Here is a 15,492-nt window from a genome sequence, read left to right on the forward strand (position 1 = left end):
GGCCGCGATGAAGGTCGACGTCGACCCTTCGCTGTGCGAGGCGCACGGGGAGTGCATGTCAATCCTGCCCGAGGTGTTTGACCTTGACGACGACGAGGTTCTGCAGATCCGGGACGGTGAGCTGGCCTCGGGTGAGGAGGCTCCCGCTGAACGCGCCGTGGCGTCGTGCCCCAAGGGCGCACTGAGGCTCTCACGCTGATGGGCCTTGTCATGAAAGAGAACAGATTCTAGTGTGCGACGGGTAGTTCGACCGTGTGAGCTCAGCGAGGAGTGATACCGGTGAAGGCTGCCGTGCTCAACCAGGTAGGCGACGACAAGCTGGAGCTCCGCGACGACGTGACCACCACCCCGGTGGGGCCGCAGGAGATCCGCATCAAGATCAAGGCCTGCGGGGTGTGCCACAGCGATCTGTCCGCAATGGACGGAACGTTGCCGGCCCTCGCGCCGGGCGTCGTGGGTCACGAGGGCGCCGGTGAGATCGCCGAGATCGGGAGCGCCGTGACGTCGCTCGCGGTCGGCGACCACGTGGCGATCACGTTCGTGCCGCCGTGCGGGAAGTGCGCCCAATGCGTCACGGGCCAATCGCATTTGTGCCTCGTGCACACCATTTCGGCGTTCACGTCACCGAGGTTCGTCGTCGGTGGCAACCCGGCCTTCGGGTACGCGGGGCTCGGCGCGTTCGCCGAGGAGATGGTCGTGCCCGCCGACGCCGCGGTGAAGATCGACGACGACGTGCCGTGGGACGTGGCCGCGCTGTTGTCGTGCGGCATCCTGACCGGCGTCGGAGCCGTGCTCAACACCGCGAAGGTCGAGGCAGGTGCCAGCGTCGCCGTGATCGGCTGCGGTGGTGTCGGTGTCGCGGTGATCCAGGGTGCCCGGCTCGCTGCCGCCGCACGGATCGTCGCGGTCGACCCGGTGCTGGAGAAGCACGAGGTGGCGCAGAAGTTCGGTGCCACGCACGCGACGACGCCCGACGGCGTCGCGGACCTGAACAACCAGCTCAACTTCGGCATGGGCTTCGACTACGTGTTCGACGTCGTCGGCCTGCCCGCGACCATCCGGCAGGCGTGGGACTTGACCCGCCGTGGTGGCCACACGGTCGTCGTCGGCGCCGGTCGGGCGGACGCGATGGTGTCGTTCAGCGCCCAGGAACTCTTCCTGCACGACAAGACCCTGCACGGCTCGTTCTACGGGACGGCGAACTTCCGCCGGGACATCCCGCGCATGATCGCGCTGTGGCGGCAGGGCCGGCTGGACCTCGAAGGCATGATCAGCAAGAGGATCCGGCTGGAGGACGTGAACGAAGGCCTGCAGGCGCTCAAGGGCGGCGGATCCCTGATCCGCCAAGTGATCCTCTTCGACTGACACACCTCTTTCTGGGAGTCTTCTGTGGACCTTGCGGGGAAGGTCGCCGTGGTCACCGGCGCCGGTGCCGGGCTCGGCCGCGCGGAAGCACTGGAGCTCGCGAGAGCCGGTGCGTCGATCGTGCTCAACGACCTGCCGGGATCGGCCGACGCCGCTGCGGCCGAGATCGAGGAGCTGGGCGCGAAGTGCGTCGTCGTCGAAGGTGACGCGGGTGAGCGGAGTACCGCCGACGCCCTCGTCGCCGCCGCGATGGAGCAGTTCGGCGGGCTGCACGTCGTCGTGAACAACGCGGGTGTGCTGCGCGACCGGATGCTGTTCAACATGTCCGACGAGGAGTGGGACCTGGTCGTGCGGGTGCACCTGCGCGGCCACTTTCTGTTGTCGCGCAACGCCGTCTCGCTGTGGAAGCAGCAGTCGAAGGCGGCGGGCGCACCGGTCTACGCGCGGATCGTGAACACCTCCTCGGAGGCGTTCCTGCTCGGCTCGGAAGGCCAGGCCAACTACGCGGCGGCGAAGGCCGGCATCGCGGCGCTGACCGTGGCGACCGCCCGTGGCACCAGCCGCTACGGCGTGCGCGCCAACGCGATCTGCCCGCGCGCCCGCACCCAGATGACAGCGCACGTGTTCGGCGACGCGCCAGAGGGAGACGACTCACTGGCGCCCGAGCACGTCGCGAAGTTCGTGGCGCACCTGGCGGGACCGTCCGGCGACAAGATCAACGGACAGGTCTTCGTCGTGCACGGCGGCATGGTCGCGCTGATGGCGCCGCCGACGGTCGAGCAGAAGTTCGGCGCGTTCACCGATCTCGACGGCCACTTCGCCGATCGCGATCCACAAAGGACTTTCGCCTGCACGGAAACGATGGATCTGTAGGAGGAGCTGTGCCGCTCACCGTCCAACCGCATCGCGAGACGCTGGGCCTCAAGGACGGCCGGCTCCTCATCGGAGGCGAGTTCCGCGAGGCCGACGAGACCTGGACCCACCACCACCCCGCCACCGGCGAGGAGATCGGCAGCTTCGCGGTCGCGTCGGCCAAGGACGTGGACGCGGCCGTGCTCGCCGCCCGCAAGGCGTTCGACGAGGGACCCTGGCCCCGCAGCCGGGCCGGCGAGCGCATCAAGATCCTGCGCAGGTACGGCGATCTCATCCGCGAGCACGCGGACGAACTGCGCGGGCTGCAGGCGCTGGACAACGGCGTACCGCTGTCGTTCGGCCAGATCTACGCCACCTCGGTCGGCATCGCGGCGGACATCTTCGACCACCACGCGGGTTGGATCGACAAGGTCGGCGGCCAGACCCTGCCGCCGTACCAGGGCGGCGACCACCTCGCGATGACGTTCCGCGAACCGGTCGGCGTCGTCGCGGCGATCCTGCCGTGGAACGCGCCGTTCGTCCTCTTCGCCCAGAAGCTCGCACCCGCGCTGGCCGCCGGCTGCACGGTCGTGGTGAAGCCGTCGGAGTTCGCGTCGTTCTGCGTGATCCGCATGGTCGAGCTGCTGATCGAGGCAGGCCTGCCGGAAGGCGTGGTCAACCTCGTCACCGGGCCGGGCAACCCGACCGGCGAGGCGCTGATCACCCACCCCGGGGTCGACAAGATCAGCTTCACCGGCAGCCGCACGGTCGGCCGCCGGATCGTCGAGGCCTCCGCCGGAACGATGAAGCGCGTGTCCCTGGAACTGGGCGGGAAGTCGCCGGCGATCGTGTTCGCGGACGCGCCGAACGTCGGCCTGGCCGCGATGACCTGCATGGGCATGGTCACCATGGGCCTGTCCGGGCAGGCCTGCGTCGCGCACACCCGTGCGTTGGTGCAGCGGGACGCGCAGGACGAGTTCATCGCGATGGCACAGATGCTCGCGGGCGCGGTGACGTTCGGCGACCCGTTCGACCCCGCCGTGCTGGCCAGCCCGCTGATCAACGCCAAGCAGCTCGAACGCGTGCTCGGGTACATCGAACGCGGCCAGGAGGACGGCGCCAGGCTCGTCACCGGCGGTACCCGTCTGGACGGCGACTACGCGTCCGGGAACTTCGTGGCACCAACGATTTTCGCCGACGCCACCAACGACATGGCGATCGCCCGGGACGAGATCTTCGGCCCGGTGCTGACCGTCGTTCCGTTCGACGACGAAGCGGAAGCCGTCCGCATCGCGAACGACACCGAGTACGGCCTGGGCGCCGGCGTCTACACCAACGACGTGCGCCGCGCGTTCCGCGTCTCGAAGGCGCTGCGCGTTGGAATGGTCGGCATCAACGGGTTCCAGCTCGAGCCGCACATCCCGTTCGGCGGCTACAAGCAGTCGGGTCTCGGCCGGGAGGGCGGGCAGAGCGCCTACGAGGCGTACACCGAGCTCAAGACCGTGATGATGCCGCTGACCGACGAGATGATGTAGATGCGGCTGGACGGAAAGGTAGCCCTGATCACCGGCGCGGCCCGGGGTCAGGGCGCGGCCGCGGCCCGCAGGTTCGTCGCCGAGGGCGCACGGGTGATGATCACCGACGTCCTCGACGACCAGGGCAAGGAACTCGCGGCCGAACTCGGCGCCGAGTACTGCCACCTGGACGTGTCGTCGGAGGACGGGTGGGCCGAGGCCGTCGCGTTCACCGTGCAGACGTTCGGCGACATCACGGTTCTCGTGAACAACGCCGGAATCCTGCACTTCTCCGCGTTGGCCGAGACGAAGCTCGCCGACTACCAGCGGGTGATCGGCATCAACCAGGTAGGCACGTTCCTCGGCATGCGCACCGTCGTCTCGTCGATGCGGGCCGCCGGCGGTGGCTCGATCGTGAACGTGTCGTCGGTCGAAGGTCTGGGCGGTATGCCGTATCTGGTGGCGTACACGGCGTCCAAGTTCGCGATCCGCGGCATGACCAAGGTCGCCGCGATGGAGTTGGGGCAGCACGGGATCCGGGTGAACTCGGTGCATCCCGGCGCGATCGACACCCCGATGGTCAGCGAGGCGCTGGGCCGGCAGATCGACGTCTCGCCGATCGGCAAGAAACTCGCGTTGCGGCGGATCGGGCAGCCGGAGGACGTCGCGAACGTGGTGTTGTTCCTGGCCAGCGATGAAAGCGCTTACTGCACGGGCGGGGAGTTCGTGGTGGACGGAGGGGCGACGGCGACGCACGCGCTGAGCGGCTGACTTCCGCGGGCAGGCAACCCGGTTGATCTCCCTGGCGTCTTCATGACCGAGAGATCGAACCTGGGGAGCACATTTGAGATCAATACTGTTGACGGCCGCGCTGCTCATCGGGCTGGCGCCGGTCGCGCTCGCCGCGGAAGAGGCGCAGACGCCCGTGTTGTCCTGGCAGGACTGCCAGGACGGGTTCCAGTGCTCGACCGCGAAGGTCCCGCTGGACTACGACCAGCCGTACGGTTCGAAGATCGATCTGGCGCTGATCAGGCTGCCCGCGACCGATCCGTCGAAGCGGATCGGCTCGCTGTTCGTGAACTTCGGCGGGCCCGGGGCGTCCGGTGTGGACAGACTGCGGGGTCGTGGCAAGTGGGAGTGGCTGTTCTCGCCTGAGCTGCGGGCGCGGTTCGACGTGGTGTCGTGGGATCCGCGCGGCATCGGCCGTTCGGCGACCGTGCGCTGCTTCGACAGCGTCGAGGAGCAGCAGTCGTTCCTCAACTCCATCCCGGTGTATCCGGACACCGCGGCGGAGGAACCCGCCTTCTACGACAGCTATCGCGAGTTCGTCCGGCGCTGCGAGGAGAAGTCCGGCGACCTGCTGGACCACGTCTCGTCGGCGAACACGGCTCGCGATCTCGACCTGCTGCGCAAGGCGGTGGGCGACCAGAAGCTGACGTATCACGGCATCTCGTACGGCACGCACCTCGGCGCGATCTACGCGAACATGTTCCCGGACAAGGTTCGTGCGCTCGCGTTCGACGGCTCGCTCGACTTCATCGGCAACGCCACCGGGCACGGTGACCAGGGCACGACCGTGCCGCTGGACACCCGCCAGGACGTGCCGCGCGGTGTGGCCGAGACGTTCGACCAGTTCCTGAAGCTGTGTGCCGCTCCCGGTGCGCAGTGCGCGTTCGCGGGCGGAGACCTGAAGCAGAAGTGGGCGGACCTCGTCGCGAAGGTGACGGCGTCTCCGGTGACCACACCGGACGGGCGGTTCGACCGCGTGTCGCTGATCAGTCTCGTGTGGGACGCGCTGGCGCAGCCGGAAACCTGGCAGGACACGGCTCGCGTGCTGCAGGGGGTCTGGGAGGCGCCTGCTTCGCTGACGGCGTCGGCGGACTACGTCACGAACCGGTTCGAGGGCTTCAACGCCGTCCAGTGCTCGGACAGCGACTTCCCGCGCGACCCGGCCGCGTACACGAAGTACGGCAAGAGCGAGGACGCACGGGTGCCGTACTGGGGTCGTGCGGTGGTGTTCGACATGATGGCCTGCGCGTTCTGGCAGGGCCGTGACGACGACCGCTACACCGGTCCGTGGAACCGCAGGACCTCGGCGCCGATCCTGTTCATCAACAGCAGGTACGACCCGTCGACGCCGCTGCACGGTGCTCGTGACGGTGCGGCGGAGATGGCCCGCACCGGGTTCCTGACCGTCGAGGGGTACGGGCACACCTCCATGTACGTGCGCAGCGCGTGCGCGGAGAAGGTGAAGCGGGAGTACCTGTTCACCGGTGTGCTGCCTGTTCAGAAGACGTGCGGCATCGACAAGTCGCCGTTCGCCTGAGAGATCCTTGCGCCTCCCGTTCTGATCTGACTACGGTAAGGAAACTGAACCGGTAAGAAATCTGAACTGGGAGGCGTCGTGGCCGACGTGCGGACCGTCACCGAACTGGCGCGAGAGGTCGCGCCGAAGACGGAGGCGGGCCGCACGCTGGCTCCCGAACTGGTGGAGGCGATCCGCGAGCAGGGCCTGTTCCGGCTGGGCGTCCCGCGTTCGCTGGGCGGGGCCGAACTCGCACCGGCCGAGACGCTGGCCCTCGCCGAGACCATCGCCCGGGGTGACGCCTCCGCCGGGTGGTGCGTGTCGATCGCGGCGACCTCGGGCCTGCTGGCCGCCTACCTGCCGGAATCGGGCGCCGAGGAGGTGTTCGGCGATCCTCGGTCGGTTCCGGCAGGGGTGTGGGCGCCGAAGGGGCGTGGCGTCGCGGCCGACGGCGGTGTCGTGGTGTCCGGGCAGTGGTCGTTCTGCTCCGGGATCGGGCACGCCGACTGGTTGTTCGCCGGGTTCGTGCTCGACGGCGCGCTGAGGGTCGCCGCGCTGCCCAAGTCGTCGCTGGAGGTGCTCGACACCTGGCACACCACCGGGTTGCGCGGCACCGGCAGCCACGACTGCGTGGCGCGGGAGGTGTTCGTGCCGCACTCGCGGATCCTGTCCGTTCTGGACGGACCGCTGCGGGACGGCGCGCTGTACCGCTTCCCGGTGTTCGGTTTCTTCGCCGCGTCGGTCGCGGTCGCGGCACTCGGCAACGCTTTCGGCGCCTTGGACGACTTCGTCGCGCTGGCCGGCCGCAAGCCGCTCGGGTCGAGCCGCACCCTGGCCGAACGTGGCTCGACCCAGTCCGCCGTGGCGTCGGCTTCGGCGTCGCTGAAGGCTGCTCGCGCGTACTTCTACGAGGCGGTGTCGGAGGCCTGGGAGGCGGCGCAGAGCGGTGAGCCGGTGCCGGTCGAGGCACGGGCCGGGGTGCGGCTGGCCGCCACGCACGCGACTCGGACGGCTCGCGAGGTCGTCTCCACGCTGTACGACCTGGCCGGTGGGGGCGCGATCTACGACGGGGCGGCGATTCAGCGGCGGTTCCGGGACGCGCACACGGCTTCCGCGCACTTCCAGGTCAACACCGCGTCCTTCGAGCTGCCGGGCAAGGTGCTGCTCGGGGTGCCCGCGCGGACGGAGCAGCTGTGACGTCGGTCGGGGTGGTCACGCCGTTCTGGCTCGACCGGCCGCCCGCGGAGGCCCTGGACATCGCCGTCGTCGCCGATGAGACCGGGTTCGGGACGTTGTGGATCGGGGAGATGGCGACGTTCGACGCGTTCGCCCTGGCCACGGCCGCCGGGCTGCGCACGTCGGCGATCTCGTTGAAGATCGGGCCGCTCGCGGTCGGGGTGCGGAGTCCGGTCGCGCTGGCGCTGGGACTGTCCACCGTGGTCGCGATGACCGGGCGGCGGGCCGGGCTGGCTCTGGGGGCCTCGAGTCCGCGGATCGTGACCGAGTGGCACGGCCGGGACTGGGAGCCGGTGCGGCGGACGCGGGAGACGGTCCGGGACACGCGGGCGATCCTGGACGGGAACCGGGTCGCCGGTTTCCGGTTGCAGCAACCGGTTCCCGGGACGCCGATCTCGGTGGCGGCGTTCGGGCCGGCCATGACTCGGGTGGCGGCCGAGGTGGGGGACGAGGTGGTGCTCAACCTGGTGAGCGCAGGCCACGTCGCCGAGGTGAAGAAGCAGGTCAGTGCGTTGGTGAGCGTGCCGCCTCCGCTGGCCGTCTGGATTCCCGCCGCCCTCGACCCCGGCCCCGCCACCCTCCACCAGCTCCGCGCCCAGCTCTCCGTCTACCTGTCCCCGCCCGGCTACGGCGAGATGTTCACCGCACTCGGCCACGGCACCCTGGTCGAGCAGGCCAGAGCAGGCAGGCCGCGTGCCGAACTGGCCCAGGCCATCCCGACGGACCTCATCGAGGCGGTGGGCGCGATCGGCTCGGCCAGGGACATCGCCCGCCGCGTGGACGAGTACTTCGACGCGGGCGCCGAGCACGTGGGCCTGGTGCCGGCGACGGCAGAGGATCCGGCGGGCCGCGGGCTGCTGACCACGCTCTCCCCACTGCTGGCGAAGGGACGCCGATGATCGACTCCGACGCACTCGACCGCCGGTTCCGCGGCGAATCGGTCGGGCGGGCGCTCGATCTCGTGGGGGAGAAGTGGACGCTGCTGATCCTGCGCGAGGCGTTCTTCGGCGTCCGCAGGTACGGGCAGTTCGTCCGCAACCTCAACGTGCCGCGGCCCACGTTGTCCGCTCGGCTGAAGACGCTGGTCGAGGCCGGGTTGCTGCACCGCGTGCCGTACGCGGAGGACCGCGAGGAGTACCGGCTCACCGACGCGGGGCTGGAGTTGTTCCCCGCCATCGTGATCCTCATGAAGTGGGGCGACCGGCACGTGCCGGACCCGGACGGCCCGCCGATCGTGCTGGAACACAGCTCGTGCGGCAAGCCCGCCGACGCGTTCCTCGCGTGCCGGTGCTGCGGTGAGGAGATCACCGCGCACAACGTGACGGCACATCCCGGGTGACCTACGTTGGGGCACATGCCGAACCCGCTGAGCCAGGTGTCCTTGGAACGGTTGCGGCGGCGCAAGAGCGTCAAGTGGCGGGAGTACCCGGACGACGTGCTGCCGCTGTGGGTGGCCGAGATGGACGTCGACCCGGCTGAGCCGATCAAGCGGGCCATCATCGACGCTCTCGAGCTCGGCGACACCGGCTACCCGGCCGGCACGGACTACCCCGAGGCGCTCGCGGCGTTCGCGAGCGAGCGCTGGGGCTGGGACGGGATCGCCGTGGAACGCACCGCGCTCGTGTCCGACGTGATGCTCGGCATCGTCGAGCTGATCAAGCTGGTGTCCGGGCCCGGCGACCCCGTGATCGTCAGCCCGCCGGTGTACCCGCCGTTCTACCTGTTCGTCCGGAGCACGGGCCGGGCCGTCATCGAGGCGCCGCTCACGAACGGACGCCTCGACCCGGCCGTGCTGGAGCGGACGTTCCGGCACGTCAAAGCCGACCACCCGGTGTACCTGCTGTGCAATCCGCAGAACCCGACCGGCACCGTCCACACCCGCGACGAACTGACCGCGCTCGCGGGACTGGCCGGCAAGTACGGCGTCCGCGTGATCGCCGACGAGATCCACGCGCCGCTCGTGTCCCAGAGCACGAAGTTCGTGCCGTACCTGAGCGTCGACGACCAGGGGATGTCGCTCATGTCCGCGTCGAAGGGCTGGAACCTGGCGGCGATGCGCGCGGCGGTCGCGGTCGCGAACACCGACGAGCTGACGAAGCTGCCGGAAGAGGTCAGCCACGGGCCCAGCCACTTCGGCACGATCGCGCACACGGCCGCGTTACGTCACGGCGGTGAGTGGCTCGACGCGCTGCTGGCAGGCCTGGACGAGAACCGGAAGCTCCTGAAGAACCTGCTCACCGAGCACCTGCCCGAGATCGGCTACGAGCCCTCCGAGGCGACCTTCCTGGCGTGGCTCGACTGCCGGGCCATCAGCGACGACCCGGCCGCCTTCTTCGTCGAACGGGGACGGGTCGCCCTCATGTCCGGCGCCGGGTTCGGCAGCGGTGGGGAGGGCCACGTCAGGCTCAACATCGGCACCTCGCCCGAGATCATCACCGAGGCGGTCACGCGGATGGCGGCCGCCGTCAGAAGCTGACAGCGGTCTGACAGCGGTCTGCCAGCGCGGTGGCGCACAGTTCCTCCCGACACAGGGAGGGACCAACGATGGCGCTGGCGATCAGGGCAGAAGGCCTGGTCAAGCACTACGGGGAGACGAAAGCGCTGGACGGCGTCGACCTCGAGGTGCCTGAGGGGAAGGTCGTGGGGGTGCTCGGGCCGAACGGCGCGGGCAAGACCACGGCGGTGCGGGTGCTGGCGACGTTGCTGCGCCCGGACGCGGGGCACGCCACGGTCCACGGGCACGACGTGCTCAAGGACCCGAGGGCGGTCCGGTCGCTGATCGGGCTGACGGGGCAGTACGCGTCGGTGGACGAGGACCTGTCCGGCACGGAGAACCTCGTGCTGCTGGCCCGGCTCCTCGACTTCTCCCGTGCGGGGGCACGGGCGAAGGCCGCGGAGCTGCTGGAGCAGTTCGAGCTCACCGACGCCGCAGGGCGCGCGGCCAAGACGTACTCGGGAGGTATGCGCCGGCGGCTCGACCTCGCGGCCAGCCTGGTCGGCAACCCGTCCGTGCTGTACCTGGACGAGCCGACCACCGGGCTGGACCCGCACGCCCGCAACGAGGTGTGGGCTGTGGTGCGCAAGCTCGTCGCGAACGGCGTGACGGTCCTGCTCACCACGCAGTACCTGGAGGAGGCCGACCAGCTCGCGGACTCGATCACCGTGTTCGACCACGGCAAGGTCGTGGCCGAGGGCAGGCCGGACGAGCTGAAGCGGCGCGTGGGCGGGCAGACGCTGCAGGTGCGGCCGACGTCGTTGCGCGATCTCGACGTGGTGTACCGGATTCTCGGTGACCTCACCGGGACGCGGCCGACCCGCGACGACGACACGGGACTGCTGACGGCGCCGGTGAACGACCCGGTGCTGCTGTCCACTTTGGTCCGCAAGCTCGACGACGCCGGCATCACCGCCGACGAACTGGCGTTGCGGCTGCCGTCGCTCGACGAGGTCTTCCTCGCACTCACCGGCAAGCAGAACGAGGGGAGCCTGGTATGAGCACGATCGCGTTGGACAGGGGAGTGCGCCACGGCTTCTCGCTGGCCTGGCGGGGAATCCTCAAGATCCGCAAGAACCCGGAGCAGCTGGCGGACGTCACGCTCGCACCGATCATCTTCCTGGTGATGTTCACGTACCTGTTCGGTGGCGCGCTCGCCGGCAACACGGACGCCTACCTGCAGATGCTCGTGCCGGGCATCATGGTGATGAACATCCTGCAGGCCAGCATGACCGCGGGCGTGCAGATGAACACGGACGTCTCCAAGGGCGTGTTCGACCGGTTCCGCTCGATGCCGATCGCGCGTTCGGCGCCGTTGGTCGGCGCGGTGCTCGCGGACATCGTCCGGTACGTCGTGTGCATCGTCGTGCTGCTGGTGGTCGCGACGGTCATGGGCTTCCGGGTGCAGACCGGCCCGGCGGAACTGCTGATCGCGGCGGCGCTGACGATCCTCTTCGGACTGTGCTTCTGCTGGGCGTCGGTGTTCGTGGGCATGCTGCTCAAGACCCCGCAGGCCGTGCAGGGCATCATGTTCGTGCTGATCATGCCGTTGACGTTCGGCAGCAACGTGTTCGTCGGCACCTCGACGATGCCGGGCTGGCTCAAGGCGTGGGCGGACATCAGCCCCGTCAGTCTGCTCTCGGACGCGCTGCGCGGGCTGCTCAACGGCGGCGCGATCGCCGGGCCGCTCACCGGTTCGCTGATCTGGATGGCCGGCGCGGTCGCCGTGTTCTTCCCGCTGGCGATGTGGGCCTACCGCAAGCGCGTGTGACCGTCCGGAGAACCGGGGTGGGCTTCAGCCGGTGCTGAGGCCCACCTCTTCGCGCACCTGCCGCAGCGCCTCGGCCTTGGTGATCGTCAGCGGCTCCGGCTCGCCCAGTTCCGCGACCATCCGCCGCACGTCCGGGTCGCCCATGTCGAGCCGGCCGCGGATCAGCTGGGCCAGGGCGAGCAACCCGGTCGCCGCGGCGGTCCTGCCCTGCGCCTGCCGGACCCTGGCCAGCAGTTCGGTCACCGCGGCGAGATCCGGCATGTCACCGCGTTCCGACGTGGTGCCGACCGCGACCGCCACGAACGCCTCCGCCTCGTCCGGCCGGTTCTCGGCGAGCAGGATGCGCGCATCCAGGATCGCCGACCACTCCGTCACGAACGGGGTGAGCGAGGTCGCGACCGTGGTGGCCTCCTGGAACCGCGCGCTCAGCTCGCGCGCCTCCGCCGTCCGGTCCGAGCGCAGCATGACCTCGGCCTTCGCGTAGCCGATCATCAGGTTCAGCTGGTCGTTGCCGGCGTCGTGGACGTACTCCTCGGCCTCGGCCACCTCGCGCGCGGCCGCTTCGTTGTCGCCGAAGCGGGCGTACTCCACGGCGAGCCGCCACCGTTGCTGCACGGCGTCCTCCGCCGATCCCAGCTCCCGCGCCACCTCCAGCCCCTGCTGGTACAGCGCGATCGCGGCCAGGTTGTCGCCGGTGTGCGAGATGAACGCGGCCTTCATGCCGAGCGTCATCGCCGAACCCCACCGGTCGCCCACGGCCGTGAACTGGTCGTACGCGCGGTCGCGGGCCTGTTCTGCACCCGCGAGATCGCCGTCCTCGGTGAGGATGAAGCTCATCGCCCAGTCGGCACCCGCCCGCGCCCACGCGTCCTCGCTCGCCGCGGCGCGGTGCACCTCGCGGCGGGCCAGTTCCTTGTTCTGGCTCAGGAACGCGAGCATCGGCAGTGCGATCGCGAGTGACGGGTACTTCTGGGTGGCGCCGGTGTTCACGCAGTCCTCGATGACCTGCGAGGCCTCCATCGGTTCCGGCAGGCCGGGGATCGCGGACATGATCATCCGCATCGCCCGGAAGGTGGCGACGACGTCGGCCGGCAGGTCGTCGGCCAGCGCCAGCACCTCGCGCACCGACCGTTCCGAACGCTCGTTGTCGCCCTTGATCAGCCAGTACCAGAACACCCCGCCGAGCAGGTCCGCCGCCAGGCCGGCCTCGCGGTCGTCGATCGCCCCGCGCAGCGCGGCCACGACGTTGTCCTGCTCGGCCTGGTAGACCTTGATCGCCTCGATCTGCCGCCCGGTGCGCACGAACGGCTCCCAGCGCACGGTCAGGTCCCGGTAGTAGCGCCGGAACCTGCCGACGAACTCCAGCTTCTCCCCGGACGCGTCGAGCTGCTCGTCCGCGTACACCCGGATCGTCTCCAGCATCCGGTACCGCGCCTCGCCGTCGAGCTCGATCACGTCCACAATGGACTTCTCGACCAGCGACGTCAGCACGTACAGCGCGTCCTCGCCGCAGACCGCCTCGATCGCCGCGAGGTCGGCGCCCGCCGGGAACACCGCAAGTCTGCGGGCGAGCACGAGTTCGTCCTCGGTCAGCAGGTCCCAGCTCCACTCCACGACCGCGCGCAACGTGCGCTGGCGGGGCAGCGCGGTGCGGCTGCCCGAGGTGAGCAGCCGGAACCGGTCGTCCAGGCGCTGGGTGATCTGCCGGATCGTCATGGACCGCAACCGGGCGGCCGCCAGTTCCAGTGCCAGCGGCATGCCGTCGAGCCTGCGGCAGACCATCCGCACGTCGTCCACAGTGGACTCGTCAAGCCGGAAGCCCGGCTTGACCGCCTCCGCCCGGTCGAGGAACAGCCGCACCGAGCCGAACCCTGCCACGTCCGCCTGCCCGTTCGGCACCGACAGCGGGCCGATCGGGCACAGCGACTCGCCGTCGATCGCGAGCGGTTCCCGGCTGGTCGCGACGACCTTGAGGTTCGGCACCCGGCGCAGCAGCTGGGTGGTGAACTCCGCGGCCGCCCCGATCAGGTGCTCGCAGTTGTCCAGCACCAGCAACGACTCGCCGGCGCCGAGCACCTCGGCGATGCGGTCCATGCCCTCGTTGGGCCGGCGCATCGGGTCGCCGCCCATCCGCAGCTCGAACGCCTTGAGCACCACGCCCGGCAGGTCCTCCGCCTCCCGGATGCCGGCGAGCGCCGCGAACCACACGCGTCCCTTGCCGTGCAACGGATGCCGCGCCGCGATCTCAGTGGCGAGCCGCGTCTTGCCCGCGCCGCCCGGCCCGACCAGCGTGACCAGCCGGACCTGACCGAGCAGCCCGGAGATCTCCGCGAGTTCGTCGTCGCGCCCGACGAAGCTGGTGAGCCGCACCGGCAACCGGTCGACGACCGCCCGCGGCCCGAGTTCGCCGCGCAGGGCCGCGAGATGGACGTCCTGCAACTCCTGCGACGGGTCCACGCCCAGTTCGTCGGCGAGCCGGCCGCGAACCTCCGCGTAGACGTGCAAGGCGTCGGACTGCCTGCCCTGCGCGCACAACGCCCGCATCAACAGCCCGGCCAGCCGTTCCCGCAACGGGTGCTTCTCGTGCATCGCCGTCAGCGCGGCGACGTCCAGCTCGCCGGTCTTGAACCGGTCTTCCTCCGCGGAGAGGCGTGCCTCTTCGAGACGGGCGGCGGTGGGCGCGGCGAACGGAGCGTCCCGCACGTCGGCCAGTGCGTCACCACGCCACAGCCCGAGCGCCTCGTCCAGCCGCCCGGCGGCGCGCAGCCGTTCGAACCGGAACACGTCGACGTCCTCGGTCGCGACGCCCAGCCGGTACCCGCCCGGCTCCAGCGCGACGGGACAGACCTTGCGCAGCCTCGACACGAGCGACTGCAGGGCGTTCACGGCGTCGGCGGGCGGCTGCTCGCCCCACAGGTCGTCGATCAGCGTGGTCGTCGGCACGGCCCGGCCGGGGTCGAGCGCGAGGCGGGCCACGAGCATGCGAACGCGGGCACCACCGATGTCGACCGGTGTGCCGTCGTCGGCCTCGACGCTCGTCGGCCCCAGCAATGCCACACGCACAGGTCAAGCTTCCCAGATCATGTGCGGCGATCAGGCGAGAACGCCGAGTGCGCGCCTCAGCGCGCCGGTGATCATGCTCTCCAACCCCTCGTCGGTGCTGCCGCGCGGCACCCGTTCGACGAGCATGATCGAGTAGAGATAGGCCTGGTAGGCGGCCAGCCGCAGGCGTGCGGAGCCGGTGAACTCGAAGCCGTAGCCCCGCAGGAGGTCCTCGTCGTCCTCGATGGACCCGAACAGCGCGAGCGACACGAACTCCGCGACCGGGTCGCCCCAGAAAGCGCGCTCGCCGTCGACGAGTCCGGTGAGCCCGGTGTCGGCGAGGACGTTGCCGTCCCACAGGTCGAAGTGCACCAGCGCGGGCCGTTCCACCTCGTCGAAAGCCTTGGCGTGCCGGTGCAGATCAGCGGCCGGGAGCGGCACGCCGTAGCGCTGGGCGTCGGCTCGCACCGCGTCGAACATCCCGAAGAACGCCTCGGTCCACGTCGCGTGCAGGCCCAGTTGTGGATAGCCGAAGCCGGGGCCCGTCACCTCGTGCAGCGCTCTCACGGTTCGTCCCAGCTGACGGCGGAGCAGCGGGCGGTCGACGTCGGACCGGCCGAACACCGGCTCGCCCGGCAGGCAGGTGGCCAGCAGCGCCGTGTCGTCCGCGTAGACGACCTCCGGCACCGGCGCGACCTTGGAACCGAGCGTGCAGAACATCGCCTCGGTCCGCATCAGGTGCCGCTCGTAGGTCAGTCCCGGCTGGTCGCCCGGCGACACCTTCAGCACGAAGTCGCCCTCGCGCGCCGAGACGCGGAACACCGAGTTGTAGGTGCCGCCGCCCAACGGTCTGGTCGTCGCGCCGGTGAGCCCGGCGGCCTCGAGGATTCGCTGCACGATCACCTCCGCCAAT

Annotated in this window: 14 protein-coding genes; 12 read left to right on the forward strand and 2 right to left on the reverse strand. The window is 70.1% G+C overall.

Annotated elements, in window-relative coordinates; all coding sequences use genetic code 11:
- Positions 1–7 precede the first annotated feature (7 nt).
- The 12 genes from ACH413_RS43640 to ACH413_RS43695 all read left to right on the forward strand — a co-directional run bounded on the left by ACH413_RS43640 (position 8) and on the right by ACH413_RS43695 (position 11,537).
- A complete protein-coding gene (locus tag ACH413_RS43640; protein ID WP_360039164.1) occupies positions 8–199 on the forward strand; it encodes a ferredoxin in 192 nt (63 codons plus the stop codon).
- 80 nt (positions 200–279) lie between these two features.
- On the forward strand, positions 280–1,365 hold the full coding sequence (locus ACH413_RS43645) for a Zn-dependent alcohol dehydrogenase (protein ID WP_360039161.1): 1,086 nt from the start codon (positions 280–282) through the stop codon (positions 1,363–1,365).
- A 24-nt stretch (positions 1,366–1,389) separates the two neighbouring features.
- Complete coding sequence (locus ACH413_RS43650) at positions 1,390–2,238, forward strand: SDR family NAD(P)-dependent oxidoreductase (RefSeq protein ID WP_360039158.1); 849 nt, start codon at positions 1,390–1,392, stop codon at positions 2,236–2,238.
- 8 nt (positions 2,239–2,246) lie between these two features.
- Entirely contained in the window at positions 2,247–3,752 is a 1,506-nt protein-coding gene (locus ACH413_RS43655) for an aldehyde dehydrogenase family protein (RefSeq protein WP_360039155.1), read from the forward strand.
- Positions 3,753–4,502: a glucose 1-dehydrogenase gene (locus ACH413_RS43660; RefSeq protein WP_360039152.1), complete on the forward strand. Its 750-nt coding sequence runs from the start codon at positions 3,753–3,755 to the stop codon at positions 4,500–4,502.
- Between the two features lie 73 nt (positions 4,503–4,575).
- Positions 4,576–6,057 (forward strand): alpha/beta hydrolase, encoded by a 1,482-nt coding sequence (locus ACH413_RS43665; RefSeq protein ID WP_360039149.1) that lies wholly within the window; start codon positions 4,576–4,578, stop codon positions 6,055–6,057.
- Positions 6,058–6,135: 78 nt separating this feature from the next.
- Entirely contained in the window at positions 6,136–7,233 is a 1,098-nt protein-coding gene (locus tag ACH413_RS43670; RefSeq protein ID WP_360039146.1) for an acyl-CoA dehydrogenase family protein, read from the forward strand.
- Entirely contained in the window at positions 7,230–8,171 is a 942-nt protein-coding gene (locus ACH413_RS43675) for an LLM class F420-dependent oxidoreductase (protein ID WP_360039143.1), read from the forward strand. Before ACH413_RS43670 ends, ACH413_RS43675 begins: the two co-directional genes overlap by 4 nt.
- Positions 8,168–8,611: a helix-turn-helix domain-containing protein gene (locus ACH413_RS43680; protein WP_360039140.1), complete on the forward strand. Its 444-nt coding sequence runs from the start codon at positions 8,168–8,170 to the stop codon at positions 8,609–8,611. The genes ACH413_RS43675 and ACH413_RS43680 overlap by 4 nt, the downstream gene beginning before the upstream one ends.
- A 15-nt stretch (positions 8,612–8,626) precedes the next feature.
- Positions 8,627–9,748 (forward strand): aminotransferase class I/II-fold pyridoxal phosphate-dependent enzyme, encoded by a 1,122-nt coding sequence (locus tag ACH413_RS43685; protein WP_360039138.1) that lies wholly within the window; start codon positions 8,627–8,629, stop codon positions 9,746–9,748.
- 68 nt (positions 9,749–9,816) lie between these two features.
- Positions 9,817–10,767 carry an ATP-binding cassette domain-containing protein gene (locus ACH413_RS43690; protein WP_360039135.1) on the forward strand — a complete coding sequence of 317 codons (951 nt, stop codon included), beginning with the start codon at positions 9,817–9,819 and terminating at the stop codon, positions 10,765–10,767.
- Positions 10,764–11,537, forward strand: coding sequence for an ABC transporter permease (locus tag ACH413_RS43695; RefSeq protein ID WP_360039132.1), 774 nt, complete (start codon positions 10,764–10,766; stop codon positions 11,535–11,537). Before ACH413_RS43690 ends, ACH413_RS43695 begins: the two co-directional genes overlap by 4 nt.
- 24 nt (positions 11,538–11,561) lie before the next feature.
- Here ACH413_RS43695 and ACH413_RS43700 read toward each other — a convergent pair whose 3' ends face one another.
- Both ACH413_RS43700 and ACH413_RS43705 read right to left on the reverse strand, forming a co-directional pair.
- Entirely contained in the window at positions 11,562–14,600 is a 3,039-nt protein-coding gene (locus tag ACH413_RS43700; protein WP_360039129.1) for a BTAD domain-containing putative transcriptional regulator, read from the reverse strand.
- 30 nt (positions 14,601–14,630) lie between these two features.
- Positions 14,631–15,482, reverse strand: coding sequence for an aminoglycoside phosphotransferase family protein (locus ACH413_RS43705; protein ID WP_360039126.1), 852 nt, complete (start codon positions 15,480–15,482; stop codon positions 14,631–14,633).
- Positions 15,483–15,492: the final 10 nt, after the last annotated feature.

This window comes from Lentzea sp. NPDC020367, assembly GCF_044387305.1.
GTDB lineage: Bacteria > Actinomycetota > Actinomycetes > Mycobacteriales > Pseudonocardiaceae > Lentzea.